This window comes from Staphylococcus pasteuri, assembly GCF_030547725.1.
Taxonomy (GTDB): domain Bacteria; phylum Bacillota; class Bacilli; order Staphylococcales; family Staphylococcaceae; genus Staphylococcus; species Staphylococcus pasteuri.
This window is the reverse complement of sequence record NZ_JAUOQO010000003.1, coordinates 285,471-309,789: the sequence shown is the minus strand read 5'-3', so window position 1 is coordinate 309,789 and position 24,319 is coordinate 285,471. Positions and strand designations below refer to the sequence as shown.

Annotated in this window: 2 protein-coding genes; both read right to left on the bottom strand. The window is 33.6% G+C overall.

The window, feature by feature from the left end; translation table 11 throughout:
- Positions 1 to 21,647: hyperosmolarity resistance protein Ebh (ebh, locus tag Q4528_RS05030; RefSeq protein WP_439848925.1), on the bottom strand; the 21,647-nt coding region annotated here is incomplete at its 3' end.
- Positions 21,644 to 24,319 (bottom strand): hyperosmolarity resistance protein Ebh, encoded by a 2,676-nt coding sequence (gene ebh, locus Q4528_RS17150; protein ID WP_399589299.1) that lies wholly within the window; start codon positions 24,317 to 24,319, stop codon positions 21,644 to 21,646. The genes ebh (Q4528_RS17150) and ebh (Q4528_RS05030), both read right to left, overlap by 4 nt.

The following is a 24,319-nucleotide window of genomic DNA, read 5'->3' as shown; positions in this document are numbered from 1 at the left end:
TCCTTCGCATTATCGATATCTTTAAGCGCTTGTTCTTTAAGGCGATTGACTTCGTCTTTAGCGGCAGCTTTTTGTTCTGGTGTTAAATCAGGATTATTATCAATTTCTTTGATTTTAGCTGCAGCAGCATCTTTGATTTCGTTTTTAGCATCAACTTTAGCTTTGACATAGTTAGAAATATTATTAACAGCATCTTCTAGTTTTTGCTTAATTCGATCAATATCTTCTTTAGTTGTTGCATTATCAATATCATTATTACTTTGTTGTTTTAACTGATTCAATTGATTAATTAACTGTTGTTTTTCTGTATCAGTTAAATCAGGGTTATTTGTAATCTTAGTAATAAGGTCATTGATTTTTTGTTCAATATCATTTTTAGCATCTATTTTAGCTTTAGGTATTTCATTTGCATGAATCTCATCGATTGCTTTGTTGCCTGATTGTTGAACTTTATTGACTTGATCGTTACTAGTCGAATTATTAATATCATTAATAATTTGGTTAGCAAGTTCTTTGGCTTTATTAATAGCGTCAGTCTTATCTTGCTCAGTAGCGTTTGATGCATTAATTTCTTTCAATTTATCTGCTAAAGCTTTATTAACTTCTTGGATGGCATCATTTTTCGCTTCTTGTAATCTCTCTTCACCATTTAATTGGTTAATTGCTTCTTTAATTGATTCTATCATTCCACGAACATCGTTAACATCTGTATCATTATTGTTGTTTCCATCTAGCATTTGTTGTGCATTTGATTTAACTTCATTTAAATTATCTTTTGCACTTTGATCGGCATTTTTGAAGTCGATGCTATTTTCACTGTTTGGAATAGTATTTTCAACGAGATCTCTAAGTTCAGCCATTGCATCATTTAATTCTATTTGATCATTGATAATGTCATTTATAGTATCTAAATCATTAGCTTTCTTGATTGCTTCATGTGCTGCCACTTTTTGTGGTTGGTTAAGTTGATCTAAACTATCTATAAATTTATCAGCTTTTGATTTAGCATTTGAAACTTTAAGATCACCATTTAATGCATTTTCTGCATCTATGATAGCTTGTTTTAATGCTCCCACTTCAGTATTTGTTAATGCATTTCCACTATCTTTATTTAATACATTTTGTGCATTAGAGATAGCTTTATTGAATTGGGCTTTTAAATCATCATCGGCATTAATAAAGTTTGAGCTAGATTTTATTGGTAGTTCATTATTTTGAACGTATTGTTTTAAAGCATTCATCGCTTGATCTACTGCTGTTGCTTTATTAATAGCTCGAGTCACTTTATTTAATGTATCAGCATTATTGATTTGTAATGTAGCTAATTGCTTTTGAGCGTTATTAATGTTAGTTAATTGGTCTAATGTTTCTAACGCTTTAGTTTTGGCATCACTAAGTCTTTGATCACCATTTAATGCATCTTTTGTAGTTGAAATAGCATCAATTAATTGTTGAATTTGCTCTTTAGGTAAGTTTAGACCATTTGCTTTATCAACTGCATCTTGAGCGTTAGTAATTGCTTGGTCGAAGTCTCGTTTCAATTGAGCTTCAGCGTTAATGTAATTACCACTATTTTTAGTTGATGCTTCATTATCATTGATAGTCTGTTGAAGTTGATTCATGACTGTATTTAATGATGTAGCTTCATCAACAATTTGTTGAATTTCATTTAAGTCATTTGATTGATTAACTCTTTCAACTAAAGATTGATGTTGTGAATCATTAATAGCATTGAGTTGATCGATAGCTTGGTTAGCTTGAGTTTTCGCTTCAGCTACTCTTTCATCACCGTTTAATGCTTGTTTAGTTTGTTGTATGTCCTGATAAGCTTGTTCAACTTGTTGTTGCGATGCATTTTCTGTAAGTAATTGTTGAGCATGTGTTATTGCTTGTTGATATGCTTGTTGTTTATCGTTATCTGCTTGGCTGTAATCAACTGAATTTTCAACATTAGTATGATCATTAACTGCATCTTGTAATTGTTGCATTGCTGTATTTAATTGAGTTGCTTGTTCAACTATTTGAGCAATTGGTTGAAGTTGAGTAGCATTATCAATATTTTGTTTAATAGCAGTTTGTTGTTCGTTATTAAGATGTGTTAATTGATCGATGTCTGTTTTAGCTTGTGCTTTAGCATCTGCAACACGTTGATCACCATTTAAATCATTTGCAGTTTGTTGAAGTTGTGTTAAAGCTTGTTCAACTTCAGTTTGATTAGCATTTGTACCTTGTGCTGGGTTAACGATATTTTCAGCATTACTTATTGCTTGATTTAATGCATCTTGTTTATCTATTGAAGCTTCAGTGTAATTAGGCTCAGCTTTATCAGTATTAATTTGATTCAATTGATCTTTTAATGATTTCATCGCTTGATCAAGTTGAGTTGCTGTTTGAACCAATTGTGCTACTTCTGTTCTTGTTGTAGCACCAGCAATTGCATCTTTAGCAGCTTGTTGTTGCGCATGATTTAAATGATCTAAACTATCAACAGTAGTTGTTGCTTGCTGTTGGTCTTGTTCAAGTTTTTGATCACCATGAAGATTGTCTTTAGCATTGATAACCTCTTGGATTTTTTGTTCAATTTGGTTTGTATCCATTGTTGGATTTGAAGTTTGATTGATTAAATCTTTGGCATTAGTTACTGCTTCAGTATATGCATCTTTTTGTGCAGGATCTTCATTAATAAATTTACTACTTGCTTCAACTTGTGCTTGGTCATTAATGCTTTCTTTTAAATTGCCCATTGCTGTATTAAGGTCAGCAGCATTTACTAAGATTTGATTAATGTCATCTCTAGTTGTTGCTTGATTGATTTGTGTTTCAAGCGTTTGGCGTTGTGGTTGGTTAAGATCAGTTGAGTTATTTAAGCTCTCTAAAGCTCGTTGTTTCGCTTGCTCAAGTTTTTGGTCACCATGTAAATTATCTTTGGCATTATTCACTGCTTGAGTTAGTTGGTCAACTTGAGTGATATCTAATGTAGGATTAGACGTTTGGTCAATCAAGTCTTGAGCATGTTGTACTGCTTGTGTATATGCGTCTTTTTGTGCAGGATCTTCATTAATAAATTTGCTACTCGCTTCAGTTTGAGCTTGGTCTTTAATACTTACTTTTAGATTTTCCATTGCTAAATCAAGTGCTTGAGCATGATTGATAATTTGTGCAACTTCATCTCTAGTTGATGCACCATTAATTTGATTTTGTAGCGTATCACGTTGAGCAGTATTAAGATTATTTAATTGATTTAGAGTTTCATTAGCATGTTGTTTATCATCAGCTAATTTTTGATCACCGTGTAAATCATCTTTAGCATTATTTACTGCTTGAGTTGCATGTTCAATCGCAGACTTATCTAGTATTGGATTTGAATCATTATTTATAATGTCTAAAGCATGGTTAACTGCATCAGTATAAGCACCTTTTTGAGTAGGATCTTCGTTAATAAATTTACTGCTCGCTTCAACTTGTGCATGATCTTGAATACTATCTTTTAAAGCTTGCATTGCATTATTAAGTGCTTGTGCTTCTTCAAGTTTTTGTGCAACTTCATCACGAGTGGAAGCGTTGTTGATAGCATTTTCTATAGCTTGCTGTTGAGCAGGTGTTAAATGATCAAATTGATTTAATGATGTACCTGCATTTTGTTTATCTTCTTCTAATCTTTGAACTCCGTCTAATGCTTGTTTCGTATTATCGACAGCTTGAGTTGCTTGAGATACATCACCTTTATTAATTGTTGGGTTATTAGTTCCAGCAATGATATTTTCAGCATTTTGTAAAGCAGTGTCATAATCTTGTTGTTTGTTAGGTTCAGCATTAATATATTGACTGTTTGCATGAATATCATTTTTGTCAGCAATGCTTTGACGTAACGTATCCATTAATTGATCAAGTGCTTGTGCTTCGTTAAAGTCATTATTAACAGCTGTTCTTGTAGTTTCACTATCTATTAATGCATCTTCCATATGTTTTTGAGCATCATTTAAATGAGATAACTGACTAACTATTTGTTTGGCATGGTCTTTGTCGTTTTGTAATTTCACATCACCATGTAACGATTGCTTAGCATTGTTAACTGCTTCAGTAGCTTGATTAATAGTATTTTCATCTAACGTAGCAGTTTGTTCGTTGATGATATCTTGCGCATGTTGAACTGCTTGATCATAGTTTTGTTGTTCTGTTGGATCTTCATTAATGTAAATACTATTAGTTTTGACTGTTGCGTTATCTTTTATGCTTTCTCGTAAACCATGCATAGCTTGATTTAGTGTATTAGCATTTTGTTCAATTTGGTGAACATCAGTCACTAATGGTGCACTATTCACTTGTTGTATTAAAGCTTGTTTTTGTGGATCGTTTAAATCAACTAGTGCATTAATTGCTTGTTCAGCATTGACTTTTGCATCTTGTAAGTTTTGATCACCATTTAATGCTTGTAACGCATCTTGAACACGAGTAATTGCTTGCTCTACTTCTGTTTGTGATGCATTTTGACCCGTTTGTGGGTTAATGATACTTTCTGCATTCGCAATTGCATCAGTGTATGCTGTCTGTTTATCATTATCCGCATTTGTAACGTTACCTTGTTGTTCAATGTCATTATGGTTAGCAATAGCTTGAATTAAATTACCCAGTGCACTGTTTAAATCTTGTGCAGTTTGTAAGTGTTGATTCACTGTAGCTATGTCTGACGATTGAGTAATTTGAGCTTCTAAAGCTTGGACTTGAGCTTGATTTAAATGGTTCAATTGTCTAAGCGTTTCAGTAGCTTGTTGTTTAGTATTTGCAAGATTTTCATCACCATCAAGTGCTACTTTAGTTGTGTTCACTTGAGATGTAGCTGAATTGATATCATTTGGATCCATGATTGGTGAAGTAGCTTCGTTAATGATATTATTTGCTGCATTTACTGCATTGTTATAGTCATTTTGACGTTCAGTTGTTGCATCATGATAGTCTTCAGAAGCTAATGTATCTTGGTTATCTGCAATACTGTTTCTCAATTGTTCCATAGCTTGGTCAAGCGCTTGAGCGTTTTGTTTTATTGTTGAAACATCTGTAACTAATGGTGCTTGGTTAATTTGAGTATTGTAATTTTGCTTTTGAGCATCGTTAAGATGTTGTAATTGATTAACAAACTGAGTAGCTTCTTGTTGAGATTGAGCTAAGTTTGTATTACCATTCAACGCTTGTTTCGCATTATTAACTGTATTTGTTAAACGTTCAACTGCATCTTGAAGTTCATTTGTGCCAGCATGTTGGTTTAATACATTTTCAGCATTAGCAACTGCTTGGTTATACGCTTCTTGATTTTGTTGATCAGCATTTAAATAATTACCATCAGTTAATGTTTGTGCATTATCATTAATTGATTGAGCTAATTGATTCATTGCTTGATCAAGATTTTGAGCAGTTTGCTTAACTTGATTTACTGTTGCAATATCTGGTGCTTGTTCAATTTGAGTTGTGAGTGCTTGTTTTTGAGCATCGTTTAAATGAGACATTGCATTAATTTCTGTATTGCCATTTTGCTTTTCAGTAGCAAGTTTTGCATCACCGTTTAACTCGTTATGTGTATTATTAACTTGGTTCATCGTGTTCTCGATGTCACTAGCATTTAACGTCGGATTAGATGATTGATTAATAATAGCTTCTGCTTGGTTCACTGCGTTCGTGTATGCTGTTTGTTTGTCTGCATCAGCATCGTGATAATTTTCACTACCTAATACTTGATCTTTATTAGCAATGCTTTGTTTTAATTGATTCATTGCATTGTTAACTTCTTGTGCAGTTTGTTTAATTTGGTTAACAGCATCAATTGATTGTGCTTGGTTAATTTGTTCAGCAAGAGCATCATGTTGTGGTTGATTTAAATCTTGTAAAGTACCAAGTTGAGTTGTTGCTTCTTGCTTAGCTTGAGCTAAGTTTTCATTACCGTTAAGTTCGTCTTTAGCTTGATTAACATTTGTTAGTGCTTGATTAACATCTTCAACGTTTAATACAGCTGTTGGTGTGCCATCTACGATTTGTTGCGCTAGATTTGTAGCGTTGTCATAAGCAACTTGCTTACTGTTATCTGCTTGAGTGTAATCGATTGATTGCGGCACTTGACTGTTAGCTTGAAGTTGTTGTTTCAAATTACCCATTGCAGTATTTAAATCATTAGCAGTTTGTTTTACACGATCAACATCTGGAACTAAACCTGCTTGAGTTACTTGTTGTTTAAGCGCCTCTTTTTGAGGTGTGTTTAAATTAGATAATTGATCAATCATTGTTGTCGCATTTTGTTGTGCGGTTTGAAGATTTTGATCACCATTTAATTCGCCTTTAGTTTGAGTCACTTGTTGTAATGCTTGAGTTACTTCTTGTGGATTAACTATAGCATTTGGAGTTCCATTGATGATTTGTTGAGCATGATTTACTGCATCAGAATATGCTGATTGTTTATCTTGATCTGCATTTAAGTAATTACCATTTGTAATCACTTGGTCATGATTTGCAATACCTTGTTTTAAATCAGCCATTGCTTGATTTAAATCTTGCGTTGTTTGTTTAATACCATTGACTTTATCAACTGTAGTAGCTAAATCTACTTGTTGTTTTAACGCTTCTTTTTGAGCTTGGTTTAACTCACTTGCATTTTCAATAGCTTGAATTGCTTCATTTTTGGCATTTTGAACATTGTTATTACCATTTAATGCTTGTTTCGCATCAGTTAATTGTTGTAATGCTTGTTCAACTTCAGTTTGAGGTACATTGCCACCATTAGCTTTATCTAAGATATTTTCAGCATGTGCAATAGCAGCATTATATGCATCTTTCTTATCTTGATCAGCATCTGTGTAATTGATGTTGCCTAATATTTCTGTCTTATCTTGTAATCCATTAGATAAGGCTGTCATAGCATTATTTAAGTTTTCCGCTACTTGTTTGATTTGGTTAACATGTTCGATATCTGGTGCTTGATCAATTTGATCAGTTAGAGCATGTTGTTGTGCACTATTTAAATGATCAAGTGTAGTTATTGTTGCTTTTGCATTTTGCTTTTCAGTTTCAAGTTTTTCATTACCATTTAATGCTTGAGTCGTTTCTTGAACTTTCGTTAAAACGTTAGTCACTTGAGTTGGATCCATTGTTGGACTAGCTGTTTGATTTAATAAATCTTGTGCAGCAGAGATAGCATCGTTAAATGCTGCTTGTTTATCTTGATCGGCATCGTGATAGTCTTCGCCTGCTAAAATATCGTCTTTGTTAGCGATACCTTGTTTCAAGTTTGTCATAGCTTCGTTAAGCTTTTCAGCAGCTGTTTGAATCGCATTTACATCTGGAACTGCTGTAGCTTGTGTGATTTGTTTATTATATTCATCACGTTGAGCTTGATTTAAGTTTGGTAATTGATCAATTGCATTTGTAACTGTTTGTTTAGCATTAGCTAAGTTTGTATTACCGTTTAATTCGTCTTTAGTTTGATTAACATGGTTAAGCGCATCAGTAATTTCACTTGGTGTTACAACTACATTTGGAGCTCCGTCAATTAACTGTTGAGCTTGAGTGACAGCATTGTTGTATGCAGTTTGTTTATCAGTATCAGCATTTGTAAAGTTACCATCAGCTTTAGTTTGATCTTTATCTGCAATACTTTGTTTCAATTGTGTCATTGCATTATTTAAGTCTTGAGCAGTTTGTTTAATACCATTTGTTTCAGCAACAGTTGTAGCATTATTCACTTGACCTTTTAATACATCTTTTTGAGCTTGGTTTAAGTCACTCGCATTATTGATGAGTTCAGTTGCTTCGTCTTTAGCTTGTTGAACGTTTGCATCACCGTTTAATGCTTGTTTAGCATTGTTGACTTGTTGAATTGCTTGTTCAACTTCAGTTTGAGATACGTTACTGCCACTAGCTTTATCTAATATATTTTCAGCATTTGTAATAGCTTGATTGTAAGCAGCTTGCTTTTCAGGATCAGCATCAGTGAAGTTAACTTTTGATGTTGTTAAATCTTTATCGGCAATTGCTTGTTTTAAACCAGCCATAGCATTGTTTAGATTTTGAGCATTGTTTTTAATTTGATTTACTTCATCAACTGATGTTGCATGATTAATTTGCTCATTTAAAGCATGTTGTTGTGCATTATTTAAGTTATCAAGTCCACCTACTGTTTGATTAGCCTCTTGTTTTGCTTGGTTCAGATTATCATTACCATTCAATTCATTTTTAGCGTTTGTCACGTTAGTTGCGGCTTGATTAATAACAGTCGGATCTAATGATGGATTAGATGTGTTATCAATAATATCTTTTGCACTATTAACGGCATTGTTATATGCCTCTTGTTTATTTGGTGACGCATCTAAGTAGTTTTGATCATTCTTAGTCACTGTATTATCTGCAATACTTTGTTTTAAATGATTCATCGCTTGGTCAACGTCTTGTGCTTTTTGTAAATTAGCTTGAACTTCTGCTACATTCGATGAATTTCCAACTAATTGTTTAAGTGCTTCTTTTTGAGCATCAGTAACATTAGTTAATCTATCGATATTTGTTGTAGCTTGTTGTTTAGCGTTATTTAAGTTTTGATTACCATTTAAATCATTCTTAGCTGAATTAACTTGGTTAGTTGCAGCTTCAACTTGCTCTTTAGTTAGATTTGTACCTTGTGTAGGGTTTAAAATATTTTCAGCATTTGTCACTGCATTTGTATAATCAGTTTTCTTATTATTATCAGCATCTAAATAATTTTGACTATCTAACGTATTGTCTTTGTCAGCCAAGCTTTCTTTTAATTTAGTCATAGCTGTGTTTAAATCTTGAGCATCTTGTTTAATTTTCTCTACTTCAGCAACTGTTTGAGCTTGATTAATTTTTTGAGCTACATTTTCTCTTTGAGCATTATTTAAATTATCTAAACCATTTAATTCTTGAGATGCATTATTTTTAGCTTCATTGACTTTTTGCGTACCATTTAAAGCTTGTTTAGCAGTATTAATTGCTGACAATGCTGTTTCAACTTGTGCTTGGTTTGCATTAGAACCTGTTGTTGGGTTCGTAATACTTTCAGCACTTGTTATTGCGTTATTATAATCCTGTTGTTTAGATGGTTCTGCATCAGTATAATTGACGCTTTGTTTAACATCTGTTTGGTCATTAACAGCATCAATCAATTGCCCCATTGCTTGATTAAGTGATGATGCAATAGAAGTAACTTGATTTACTGTTGCAATATTTTGAGCATCATTAATTTGGTTAGTAAAGTCTGTACGTTGTGCTTGATTTAAATGAGTAAGTTGATTTAAATCTTGTAATGCATTTTCTTTAGCACGAGTTAAGTTAGCGGCACCATTTAAACCAGTTTCTGCTGTTTTAATTTGTTGCATTGCTTGCGAAACGTTTGAAGGATTAAGTTCTGGTTGAGTAGTTTCACTAACAATACTTTCAGCATGGTTAATCGCATCGTTGTAAGCAGTTTGTCTATCATTATCAGCATCGACAAATGGTTGACTTGTTTTAACTGCTTGTTGATGGCTTATTTCTTGTCTTAAATCAGTCATCGCATTGTTAAGTGCATTTGCATTTGACTTGATATTAGCAACTTCATCAAGTTGTGTAGCACTGTTAATTTGGTTTGTAATACTTTGACGTTGTGCATCAGTGAGATCTGTTAAATGACTTAGTGCTTCTGTTGCTTCTTGTTTCGCATTTGTAAGATTTGTATTACCATTTAATTCATTTTCAGCACTGATTACATTTTGTGTAGCAGTATTGATGTCTGCTGGATTTGTAACAACATCTGGCGAACCGTTAATTAAGTTTTGTGCGTGTTGGTAAGCATCAGTATATTTACCTTGTTTCTCAGCACTTGCATTAGTGTAATTACCATCAGTAACAATTGTATTATGGTCAGCTACAGCTTGTTGTAATTGATCCATTGCAGTGTCTAATGCATTAGCATTATTTTGAAGGTCAGTAACAGCTGCTACATTTTGAGCTTGGTTAACTTGCTCTTTTAGTGCATTTTTCTGTGGTGTATTCAAATGTGCTAAGTTTTCAATTGCTTGTGTTGCATCATTTTTAGCTATTTGTAAGTTTTGAATACCATTTAATTCACTAGCAGTTTGAGTAACGTTTTGAATTGCTTGTTCAACTGCGTTTTGATCAGCATTTGTGCCACTCGTTTTGTCTAAAGTACTTTCGGCATTTGCTACTGCTCCAGTATATGCATTTTTCTTATCTGTATTAGCATCTAAGTAGTTTTGACTGTTTAAAGTTTCGTCTTTATTCGCGATAGCTTGTTGTAATTGTTGCATAGCTGAATTTAAGTTCTGAGCAGTTGTTTTAACTTGGTTAACGCCATCAACTGTAGAGGCACTATTAATTTCGTTAGTTAAATGTGCCTTTTGTGCATCGTTTAATTGATTTAGTGTACCTAAGTTATTCAGTGCATCAGCTTTCGCTTCACGAACTTTAGCATCACCATTTAAATTGTCTTTAGCTGTAGACACTTTATTAGTTACCGCTTCAACTTGTTCTTTATTTAAGTTACCACCGTGTGCATTATCTAAAATACTTTGCGCTTCAGTAACTGCATTTGTATAAGCATCTTGGTTAGCTTGATCTGCATCAGTAAAGTTAACACTATTTTTCACTGTAGCTTGATCATTAATACTATTTTGCAATTCGCCCATCGCAGTATTTAATTCGTTAGCTGTATTTTGTGCTTGAGCGACTTGTGCAAGTGTAGTTGCATTAGTAATTTGTTCAGTTGCTGCATTTGTTTGTGCAGTGTTCAAGTGATTATATGTTGCTAATGCTTGTTTAGCAGCTTCTTTAGCTTGAGCAACTTTTTCTTCACCGTTTAATGCATTTTTAGCAGTTGTAACTTGATTTAATGCTGCTTGAACTTGAGTAATATCTGCATTTGTACCTTGATCTTTACTTAAAATTGCATTAGCTTGAGTAACTGCATTTGTATACGCTTGTTGGTTAGTTGGGTCAGCATCAGTATAATCAACGCTTTGTAATACATCATTATTATCGTTAATACCTTGCTGTAACTCAGCCATAGCTTGGTTTAAATGTGTTGCAGTATTAGATACTTGCTCGACGTTAGCAACTGTTGGTGCATTGTCGATTTGAGTCGTTAACGCTGCTTTTTGAGCATTGTTAAGTGATGTAAGTTGTTCTAAGGCATTTTTAGCATTTGTCTTAGCTATTTCAACATTTCGGTCACCATTTAATGCTTGTTTAGCACTTTGAACATTTTGAATTGCTATTTGAACATCAGCATGTGATGTATTCGCGCCATGTTCTTTATCTAAAATACGTTCTGCTTCAGCTACTGCATTATTGTATGCTTCTTGATTAGCTTGGTCAGCATTAGTGTAGTTAACCTGTTGTTTAGTAGATTCTTGATCTTGAATCGCTTGAGCTAATTCGCCCATAGCATTATTCAGTTGAGTCGCATCATTTTGAATAGTAGTTACATCATTCACATGAGTTGCACTATTAATTTGATTAGTAATACTTTCTTTTTGCGCATTTGTTAAATGAGATAATGTATTTAAGTTTGCTTTCGCATTGTTTTGGGCATTAACAAGATTTTGAGCACCATTTAATGCTCCTTCTGCAGTTGTCACTTGTGTTGCTGCTTGAGTAATTGTATTTGGATCCATTGTTGGCGTACCAGTTTCATTAATAATGTTGTTCGCATTATTAACTTGAGCATCGTATGCCTGTTGCAAGTCTTGGTTTGCATCAGTATAGTTTTGACTTGATTTTACTGTTTGTTCATTAGCAACACTATCTCTTAATGTTCTCATTGCATCATTCAGTGTTTGTGCATTAGTTTTAACTGTTTGAACGTCATGTAATGTTTGAGCATTTTGAACTTGTTCTTTTAGATTTGCTTTTTGAACGTTATTCAATTGTGCTAATCCGTCAATCGTGTTGTTAGCATTTTCTTTTGCGACACGTAAATTATTATCACCATTTAACGCATTATAAGCACTTGTTACTGAAGTTGTAGCATTATCGATATCTGTTGGTACAAGAACAACATTATTTGTACCATTGATAATAGATTCTGCATTAGCAACTTGAGTGTCATATGCATTACGTTTATCGTTATCTGCATTGATATAATTTCCGTTTGTTAAAGTTTCTGCTTTGTTAGCAATCGATTGTCTTAAGTTACCCATTGATGTATTGAGTGTTGTTGCTAATTGCTTAACGCCATTTACATCTGCAACACGATTACCACTAGTAACTTGAGCTTTTAAAGCGTCTTTTTGACCAGTATTTAAGTTAGTGCTTTGATCAATTGTATTGATTGCACTTTGTTTAGCTTGATCTAAGTTTTGTTGACCGTTTAATGCTTGTTGTGCTTGAGTAATTTGGTTAACTAAAGTATCTACATCTGATTTAGAAGTATTAGGTCCAGTCGCTTTGTTTACAGTTGATTCAGCAGTTACAAGATACATATCATAATTTGATTGATTTTGTGAATCTGCATCTAAATAGTTTTGACTATTTTGAACATTATTTTTATCATCAACTAATGTTTGTAATTGTCCCATTGATGTATTTAATGCATCAGCATTTTGTTTTACTTGTTCAACGCCAGCAAGATTAGTTGCTTGGTTGATATCATTTTCTAATGCGTTATGTTGAGCAGTAGTTAAATGATTTAATGTACCTAAATGTTGAATAGCTGCTGTTTTAGCATCATTAATTTTATGATCACCATTCAATTCATTTTGTGCATTAGTAATTCTTTGTAATGCTGTTTCTACATCATTTTGTGGTGTGTTAGGACCTGCATCTTTATTTAAAATCGCTTTGGCAGCTGCAATCGCTTCATCGTATGCTGTTTGTTTATTAGTATCTGCATCAGTGTAATTTTCTGTTGCTTTTACTTGATTTTCATTATTAACAGCATCTTGTAAGTTATTCATTGTAGTGTCTAAACTTTGAGCAACTTGTTTTGCTTGTTCAACTTGGCTAATATTTTGAGCATTAGTGATTTGAGTATTTAAGTTATCTTTTTGTTGGTTAGTAATATGAGATAACGTATCTAAATACTGTTGTGCATTTTGTTTAGCAGCTGATAAGTTTTCGTCACCGTTTAAATCGCCTTTAGCATGAAGCACTTGTTGAGCTTTCGCATTAATTGTATCAGCACTCATCTCTGGATTAGTTGAAGCATTGATGATGTCTTCAGCTGAAGTTACTGCGTTATTATATGAATTTTGATTATCAGGTGATGCATCGTTATAATCTTCACTATTTCTTACAGTATTTTGGTCAGCAATGCTTTGTCTTAATGTATCCATCGCGTGGTCTAACGTATTCGCATTACCTTGGATACTTTGAACATCTGCCACTGTTGTACTGTTATTAATTTGAGTTGTTAAATGATCTTTTTGAGCATCAGTTAAATGCTTTAATTGTGATAATGCTTGTTTAGCAGTTTGTTGTGCTTGTTCTAAATTACGGTTACCGTTTAATTCATTTTTAGCTGTGTTCACTTTAGCAATAGCTGCGTTAACTTGGTCTTGAGTTTTGTTAGGACCATTTTGAGATAGGATTGCTTTAGCTTCATTAACTGCTGTTGTGTAGTTAGTTTGTTTATCAGATGATGCATCTTGATAATTTTGACTATTTAACGTGTCATTTTCGCTGTTAATTGCATCTTGTAAGTTACTCATTGCAGTATTTAAATCATTGGCAGATTGTTTCACTGAATTAACGTTAGCGATATTAGTTGCATCATTAATTTTAGAAGTGATATCTGCTTTTTGAGCATTATTTAAATGAGATAGTGTATTCACCTCATTGTTTGCTTGTTGTTTTGCTTGTTCAAGCTTTTCTTCACCGTTTAATGCATCTTTTGTTGAAGTAACTTGATTTATCGCTTGGTTAATTGCATCAACAGTCATTGTTGGTTGCGTAGTTTCACTAATGATTTGTTTAGCATTTGAAACTGCTTGATTGTAGTTATTTTGCTTTTCATTATCTGCATCTAAGTAATCTTCGCCACGTTTTACTGCTTCGTTATTAGCAATAGCATTTTGTAAGTTATTCATTGCCGTGTCTAAGTTAGATGCGAGTTCTTTCGCTGCGTTAATAGTATCAACTTGATGTGCGTCGTTGATTTGTGACTGTAACTGTTGACGTTGAGCGTCATTTAAATGCGTTAATTGACCAAGTGCTGTTTGAGCTTCTTGTTCAGCATTGTTAAGGTTATCTGAACCGTTTAATGCAGTTTCAGCCTGAGACACTTGTTGTAATGCGTTAGTTACATCATTAGGTATTAACGTTGGATTTTGAGCGTTGCCATTAATGATTTCGTTAGCTTGGTTATAAGCAGTATCATAATCATTCTTCTTATTAGTATCTGCATTGACATAGTTGTCGTCTTGAACTAATTGAGCGTGGTTAGCGACACCTTGTTTTAAATTGGCCATAGCTGTATCTAAAGCAGTTGCATTTTGTTTAATATCATTCGCTGCTAGTACATTTTGAGCTTGCGTTACTTGTTGTGTTAAAGCGTTCTTTTGCGCTTGATTTAAATCATTAGCGTTAGTAATTGTATCAATCGCTTCTTGTTTAGCACGTTGTAAGTTTTGCTCTCCGTCTAAGGCATCTTTAGTTGAATTAACAGTATTTGCTTTTTGATTAACTGCGTCAGGAGACATTGTTGGACTATTTTGTTCTCCAATAATGTCTTTAGCTGCATTTACTGCATTATCATAATTTGTTCTGTTAGATGATGTTGCATCAGTATAGTTAATACCAGTTTTGATTGAATCATTATCATCAATGCTGTCTCGTAATGCTGTCATAGCGGTATTTAATGCATTAATACTATTTTGAATTGTTTCAAGGCCAGCATGATTTTGTGCAGCATTAATTTGCTCTCTGAAGTTATCTTTTTGAGCATGGTTAAGACTTGTCGCATTTTGCAATGCTTCTAATGTTGGTTGACGATCTAATGTTAAACCAGCTCTTGCTTGATCTAACTCAGATTGAGCGTTAGTTGCTTGAGTCACTTTATCATTGATAGTTTGAACTGATGGTTGTCCAGCTAGTTCTTGATTCACTGCATTTAAAGTTTGACGTGCTGCTTCTAATTTTTGGTTATATTCATATAGTGAAGCGGTTGTCATACCAACAGTATCAGTTGGTTGATTAATACTTTGCTCTAACGCTTGTTTAGCCGCTTCTAGTGGTGCTTTGTCTGGTGTTAAGTTAGTTCTTGCTTGGTCTAATTCAGATTTAACACTGTTAGTTTGGATTGTATTTGTATTGATGTTATCAACTGTTGGATTACCATTTAATACTTGAGAAATAGCTTTTAATTTTTTTTTAGCCTCATTTAATTTTTCATTAAATGCATTCACTGTAGCTTGAGTCATTCCTGTTGTACTTGTGCTTTCAGCTTGAGTGATGCTTTGTTGTAACTCATTTTTCGCATTTTCTAATGGCACTTCATCTACAGTTAAACCATCACGTGCAGTATCAAGAGCAGATTTAGCGTTATTAGCTTGAGTCACATTTTCTCTAATTGTTGCTACATCTGGATTACCTTGAAGTACTTGAGTAATAGCTTCTAAAGCTTGTTGTGCAGCATTGCGTTTTTCATTAAAGTTAGCGACAGAATCCGCAGTCATACCAGTTGTGCTTGTCGAACGGTTAATATCATTTTCTAACTCATTTTTCGCTGCTTCTAACGGTGCTTTATATGGCGTTAAGTTAGTAATAGCTTGTTTTAAGTTATTGTATTGAGTTTCAACTTTAGCTTTTTCAGCTGCGATGTCTTGGTCAGTTGCATCTCCATTATCAATGACTTGTTGTGCGTTATTTGATTCAGCTTGAGCCGTTTGTTTAGCTGTTTGGTAAGCATTGATTGATTCTTGAGTCATACCATCTGTTGATACAGATTTATTTATTTCCTCATCAAGTTTTGCTTTCGCTGCTTTTAATTCACTGTTATCTGCTAAAGGTTGTAATTGATCGATAGCTTGAGTGATTTGTTCATTGACTCTATTTACTGCAGTCATCGCATCTTGTACTTCTTGTACAGTGCGAATTAGTTTATTAATGACGGCATTCGCATTGTTACGAGCAGTAGTTAAATCACTATTAAGTGCTTGCATTGCTTGGTTGTAAGCTGTAATACTAGCTGGTTTCTTATCAGTAGTTGAACCAGTTCTATCAAGCTGTTGTACTGCTTGTTGTAATGCAGTTGTATCAGCAGTTAAATTAGCTTTTGCTTCGTTAAGTTCAGTTAATGCAAGTTCTACGCTTACTTTTTCATCAGCAATTTCTTGTTCAGTGGCATCTCCATTATCAATCACCTGTTGTGCATTAGTAATAGTTACTTGAGCCACTTGTTGCTTCGTATTGTAATTATCAATACTTTGTTGAGTCATACCGTCTGTTGAAGGTACTTGATCAACAGCTGCTTGTAAGTTGTTTTTCGCTGTTACTAGTTTACTATTATCAGCTTTATCTTGTAATAATGCTTTTGCTTGATCAATTTTCGTTTGAGCTGCTTGTACTTTTGTTAAAGCAGCACTAACTTGTTGAGGTGACGCAAATTGATCTTGAATGACTTGATTTGCTTCAGCTTTAGCAGCATTGATTTGTTGCTCGGCAGCTGTCATTGCTTGGTTATATTGATTAATACTTGATGGTGTTTTACCGTCAGTACTAATTGCATCATCTAAATGAGCATTAGCAGTAATTAATTCACGTTTATCTGATTTAGTAAAGATTGTTTCAGTTACTTCTTCAGTACTACCATCGTTATAAGTAATGATGACAGGAATTGTTGTTGTGCTACCGCCAGCTAAGCTTGTAGGCATATTTGTACCTTGTTTAATTGCTGCATTTTGTTTGTTATTAACATGTACAGCATTGTTGATTTCTTCTGCAGTAACATTTACGCCGAATTCTTTAATAATTTGATCCGTTGTTACTGTGTGCTCTGATGGTGATGTTAATGTTCTAGAATTAGAACTTGCTGCATTACCAGAACCTGCTTTAGCAACCGCAGTTACTTCTGAGTTAGGTTTAATTGAATTAGCATTAAACGTTACTTTACCAGTTGTACTGTCTAACGTAATGTAACTTGGTTGATCAGCTATAGACCACTTGCCATTTGTACCTTTAACAACATGTAATGTTTTATTTTGTTCAGTACTATTAGCAAGTTGTTCAGTGTAAGTAATATCAACAGCATTTGTTGGGTTAACTAAATTGCCTGTTGGGTTATTAGGTGTAATGTCTAATTGACCATTGTTCCATGTAGTAGATAAAACTTGATTTGGTTGTGGTGCTATAACTGTGAATTCATCACTTGGTTGTTCAGCACTAGTTAATTCTCCACTACCTTGAGTTGCGATAACTTGAATTGTATCAGCTGGGTTAAATGTTCCTGCTGCAACGGTAATTCCATTACCAGTACCTACGAGTCCTGCTACAGTATGAGCAGTTTGCTCCTTAGTCCAAGGGCTTCTATTATTATTTCTATTAAATGAAGTAATTACATTTCCATTACGTTTAATTACTAATCTATCGGCATAAGTTGTAACATTTCCAGAACTTGTATTAATACGTTGATCATTACCTGGTGCAATTGTAATTTCACCTTGAGCCGTTTCACTGATAGTTGGTTTAGTTGGTTGAACATTTTTAACAATAAATTTAGCTGGTTGAGATGTCGCAAATGTTCGACCATTGTATAAAACATCATATGTAGCATTTACTACTTTAGCTGCATTTGGTTTGTTCATAGCTGACCAGCTTGCATTATTAGTACCAGTTGCAGTTTTGTTCCAACGATATGTGAATCCGTCATTAGGTAGGCCATCACCATTTTCATTATGAGCATATTGAGAAGCATCAATGCCTGACGCAAATGTTGTACCTATTGTTGTTGTATATTCACTTTGAGGGAAATCAAATTGATATACATACACTTTTACATGTACTTGCACTGGTGTAGGTATACCAGGATAATTTACGTTAATTGTTAAGTTTTGTACGCCTGCAGTATTAGAAGTTGGTGCAGAATTATTAGCCCATTCAGCAGTAATTCCTGTTGTATCTTGATTTGGTTCAAAAGTTATATAATTAATAGCTTGAGTGCCGTGAGTAAGATTTGTACCCTTTTTATCACGAGCAGGAGTAATTGCGACTGCTGATGGATAAATTTTGACTGGTATATCAACAGTTCTAGTGCCTTGATCGTTTGGTAATGTGACTGTAACTGTTTTAGTAAATGAGCCTACATTATTTTTCCAATTATCAGGATTATCTTGCCATGTAGCTGTTGTGCCACTTGATGCATTCTTAATAAAACGTTCTGCATGATCAAAATCAAAGTTATTTCCACCTTTAACTAATACTGCTCCTTCGTCAATGGCTTGTAATTGTGTTGTTACTCGAACACTATCACTATCTAACGAATCTACAGTTTCAGAGTGTCTTTCATTTGTAACTTGGCCACGATCATTTATAGATGTGTAAGAAAGATTACCTTCTGACAACGTTGCAGTAGCTTTAATTTCACCATCAGGTAATGCATCAGTGACAGTAACAACTAGTGTACGATTGTCGCCAATTTGTGGGTTTGTAATTGTTAATGGTGTGCCATCTGCTTTAAATAATTGGACTGTTGAATTTGGTAATACATTAGATAACTTAACCTCTTGATTTGTTAATCCAGCTTTGTAACTTACAGAATTTGCATCAATAATTGGTGGGTCTGGACGTACTTTAGATAAGAATCTAACATTTTCAGTTTGACCATTAGCATAAGTTACACGTACTAGTCTAGTTTGGAATCCTATTTGACGTGTATTTGGTCCTAAGCCATTATTGCCAATAAACTCAAATCTCATATTTTCAGGTTGGTTAGACCATGAGTTATTAATTGGTTTTAAAAATTCTTTAGGGTTGTTGACGTCAGTAATATCAGGGAATGTTCCCAATTTAGGTGCAACAAATACTTGTTTAGGCACAGTCTTTACAATCATATACGATGATTCTTTTTCAATTGGTGAAGTTTCACCATCAAATAAAATATTAGCTCTAACTGTGATGTTTTCACCAATAGTTGAATTATTTTTATTAGGTGTGTTATTTGGTAACCATGTGATTGTCGCATCAGGTACAGGGTCTCCATTATCTAATGTGAAGAAATCACTTGGAGCTGATCCTTTACCACTAACAAAATTTTGACCTTGTATTGTAAATTTTGGTGAAGCAATCACATTATAAAGAATGTGCTTAACTGGTACGGTTACAGTTGATGAAGTTCCATCTGTATAAGTTACTGTAACAGTTACATCAGCATTATTACCGCGTCTACGAACATTACTTACAGTTTTACTTTGAACTTCATTTGTTGATGCTGTGGCATAACTTCTATTAGGTACTATTTCTGTCAAAGTAACTGAGTTTGTAATAGCTTCTTGGTCCTCTTGTGAAATACTCGCATTATTGCTAATATTAGCGATTCTGACTGGATTTTGAGCTGTAGAAGTTGTTGAAACACGATATTTATCTTTTAATGGTTTGATTGCTATATTGAATGAATGTTCAGTACTATTACCGCTTGTGTCTGTTGCAATTAAGTTAATTGTTTTATTTGTTGTACGTGTTACATTAGGAACAACAAAAGAAGCTACTTGATTATTATTTGATACATTGCCTGTGATTTGAGATGTAGGCCTTACAGTTACATTTCTTAATTCATAATTATCATTAGCAGTAATATGATTTGTATATGTTTCTCCAGAATAAATCTGCTGATTTGTTGGATTTTCAACTGAAATTGTTGGATTAACTTTATCACTTGGAACAAAGTACACATTAATTGTGTCAGTCGTAGTAGCTAAGGTTGAATTTAAATTTTCAATGTAAGGTTTAGGACCGGTAGGCGCTAGATACAATTGAGCTCGATAAATCGCATTATGAACATTACTGATTGTATTATTTTTAATAACTTTATCAATAGTAAATGCATCTGCGCCGTTAATAGCTGGTTTATTTACATTCATTAATGTTGAATTATGGCTGTTGTTACTCAAATTAGAATAAGTAATAGTTTGTCCACCAATTCCGGTATTAGTCGTTACAATATCTAGCACTTGAATCGGTTGATCATCTAAAGTGTAAAAACGTTGTCCATCACCTTGAGGTGAAGTTAGTGAGTAACCTGTCGTGCTATAAGTTGGTCGACCACCGGCTTCAGCTGTTTCTTTTTCAGTACCAGCAATATTTGTTCGTAAACCAGGAATATTTGTATTAGCTACTAATAAGTTTAATACTTCATTTGTATTAAAATCTTGACCTAAAGTAGCATCATATCTATAAATTAAAGATTTATGATCAGGTGTCCATTCAAGCCCTCCATCAGTCGGTATATTTTCTATTCTCGGACTCGTCCATGACACTTGATAATCATTAGGAAAATCAACCCAACGAAGGAAAGACATATGATTACCATTTGAAGTAAATGATTTAACTAGTTTTCCTTTAGTGACAGTAACAGTCACAGTGCTTACACCTTGATCAGATAAAGGATTATTAACAGTAATATCATTTTTAGTTAATGGAAGAATATGACTATTAGCATTTATAAATGATTGTTTCACTCTAGTGACTTCATCGTCAGTTAATTGATATTTTGAAATTCTATAAACACGTTGATCATCAGTTGGTTCATTAACGTCGATGACTTTTAATGAAAGCGTCAATGGTGCTAGATTTTGATGATACGCATTAGCAGCTTGAACTTGATAATCGTATGTTCCTACATCTAGATGTGAAATTTCAGACGGAGTAGGTAACGGATTAATAGCTGAAATATTATAGAATAAATTATTTGGTAATGCTGCACCATCTTCTAAAGTGAAATATTGTTGTAACTCTCCAAAATTAAAAGCTTGTCCTTTGGCGATAACAATTGTAGCTTGTTTTAAATTATCTCCACTAGCATAGGCCGCATTTCTTATAGGTTCATAAGTAATGACTTGAGATGGTGATAAATGGTCTGTTGAACCATCTTTGTAAGTAAATTGAGCTGAACCATTCGAACCAATGGCTAGATTATTTGTTTTTGCTAATTTATCTTTTAAATTTGCATTTTTATTTAAAAGTGATTGACTTATTTGAAGTAGTTCTTCAAAGGAAATTGACATTGGATCTGATACTTTTATTTTTTCAGCATTATCAAGACCCACTGGTTCAAAATCCTGACTCATTTTACCCACGTTGAGTGAAACTTGTTTAGCTTGGCTTGTATTGTTCGCGTTATCAGTTGCTGTAATCGCAAATGAAAGTTGACTATTATAAGTTTGATTATTAGGTATTGTTCCAGAAATAGTCAGTACACCTGATATACCATCTGAACTTTTCTCTAAATGTGTTGTCCATCCGCTTGGCAGATTAGTAACATTTACATTTTTAATACCTGTTCCGTATCGCTCATCTGATACATTAACAGTGAAACTAACATTTTCACCTCTATAATATTTCTTTTCAATACCTACAGGGTCGCTGATAGTTGGTGGTGTATCATCAGGTAAAATTGGAACTACATTTCCCCAGTTAGATTGTACATTTTTGTTATAAAATACTATCGCTTTAATATTTCCCCCTGCAGGCGGTAAAGGGAATACAAATCCATTATTTTTTCAATAACAACTGTATGACTATCATATGTAGGTGTTTGTGTTCCAAGAGTTGCATAGCCTGTTGGTACTGATGCAGGATCATTAGTACCATTTTTACCTTTATCCTTTGAAGTTATTAAGTAGACTAAAGCTGTTGGGTCATTAGGCACATTATCTATAACTATTCTTGGCATTTCCCCACCTTTACCATGTAATTCTTCAGCGGTTGTTACTATATGCGGCGCAGGTGGTTTAACACGTATTTCAAATTGTTGTTCATTTTTTCCGAATCTGACTGTTGCAAAATAAATACCCGGATCTAGATGGCCTACTAATTCGATATTTTTTTCATAAGCAGTATTAACACGGTCTACAGAACTTTGGATTCTCAGGGATTTAGGTATACCGGTAATGGACCAATCAGAATCAGTAAATGGCGCATTACTCACTAAGTTAATTCTTAATGGTTGATTATAAATCGTTTTTCCACCAGAAGTAGACGTGCTATTTTGCATTTCTCCAGGATTTAAAGCAAAAACTGGATGACCAGCTGTTTGAGATATTGGTAATAATGCACGGTCTAAAATTTCATCGTTAGTGAAAAATAATATATTATAACGTAATTCTGGTAAGACAGTTAAATAAGCAGGAGTAAGAGTTTGTTCATTTTGATATCTGTCACGATAATTAAATCCAATCAATAACCGAATTGGCCTACCAGAATTTAATGATTCTCTTAATTTTTCATCAGTGAATAATTGACTTATTTCGTATTCATTCAAAGGTTGAGGTGTAAAATCACGTTTACCATTATAATTTAAATCCGGATTGAAAAATCCTAAAACATCATTAGTTGGCGATTTGATATAACTCAATGGATCACTAGCGTAATCTTGTGAAAAATTGTTACTTTCTAAAACTAATTTTGTTTTATAAGAGTTAGTTGCTGGATCGTAAATTTGTTTTTTATTACCTATACGATAACTACGGTTAACTATTTGGTTTGTGCTAGCCATTCTTTCAGTGAATAAATTTAAAGGCTCTACATAAAGTTGGCTATAGTTAGAATATTGATTATATTCATATGCACGTGCACCTGCAGCGTAGTATAACCTTTGACTAGTAGATCCAGTCGTTTTAAATGTAATAGTATAACTAGAGTCACCTTTACCTATAAATGCGTATATTCTACTTAAACCTGGAATTTCATTTTTGTTTTCACCATTTAATAGAGTTAATAACTCATACCCTTTAGATTTAGCTTCATCACTAGCACCTTGATCAGTAAAGTAGCCACTAGGACGTGCTAAGTCTTTAAAATTATAGATTTGAATATCAGACATTTCGTAGAATGTATGGCCATTTGGTGGTCCTTCATCAAAACCATAAGCTCTTTTTCTGTCAATTTGATCTCCATTACTCCAAAATTCAGGTAAAGGTTTATCTAAACCTGCACCTGCCCCAGTGCTACTAATTATATTATTGTGATCTCGATCGACAATACTAATTCTAGTCTCGCCTACTGGTGTTTGTCCTTCTGGTAGTCCAAACCAAAATACCATTTTGTCATGCTTTACATAAGCTCTGTTGAATTTTATTGTCCATTCATAGCCATCTTTCAATTGTTTAGCTGACATTAACGCATACTCTTTTGATTCAGCAGCATGTAAAATATTAAAGTGGTCTCTAGCTGGTACGTTAGGTGAGTCTCTATTTGATGCACTAACAAAGGTACCAACTGGGTATCCTGAACCGTCAATCTCACTACTTACATAGTATCCTGATAATGCATTTTGATAATCAGAACCTACTCTTGGCTCTACTGAACTAGTTTTTGGCTCTACAGAACGTTCTTCAATACGATGATTACGTCTTACTTGAGCTTGTCTTTTAGGTAGAGTTTTAATAGTTGCAACAGCTTGTTCTAATTCTTTATATGCTAATTGCAATGTTTTATTGTCTAATTCATCATTACTTCCTAATAATAAATTAATTTTATCGAATGCTGCTTTTACTTGATTGAAAGCCGTTTTATCAGCTTTCTCTCTATCAACAAAGCGATAATCATGGTAATTTGCATCAAAAAATGCTTGTAAAGCATTTTTATCAATTTGTGAATGTTGAGCATTGTCATTGTTTATATCAATTTGACGAGTGCTATCTTCAACATGTGCAGTTAATTTATTCTCAGCATGATTAAGTTGTTCATTTTGTAATGTGTTACCCTGCTCTAAATCAGATGAATTTGTAACTTCTTGATTCTTATTTACAGTATTTTCAGAATTTTGAATCGGTGCTTTAGAACTATTTTGTTCTGATTGATTAGATTTCTTTGAATTTGCTACTTTTGTAGACTCTTGACTTGAGTTATCGATAGAAGTTTCTACATTAGTATTTGCTTTATCGGTTGTCTGTGAAATTGTATTTGTTTCTTGTTTAGCTAAATCAGATGTGTTTGACTGTTGTCCATCTTGATGCTGATAAGTTTGATTTTTAGTTTGTTCCTTGGCGCTTGTTTCTTCAGCCTGTGCATTAGATGCGTTAAATCCTAAAAATACTAATGTTGCGATTACAGTTGAAAATGTACCAACTGTATATTTACGAATACTAAACTTCTGTAATTTCTCACGATCGTTCAT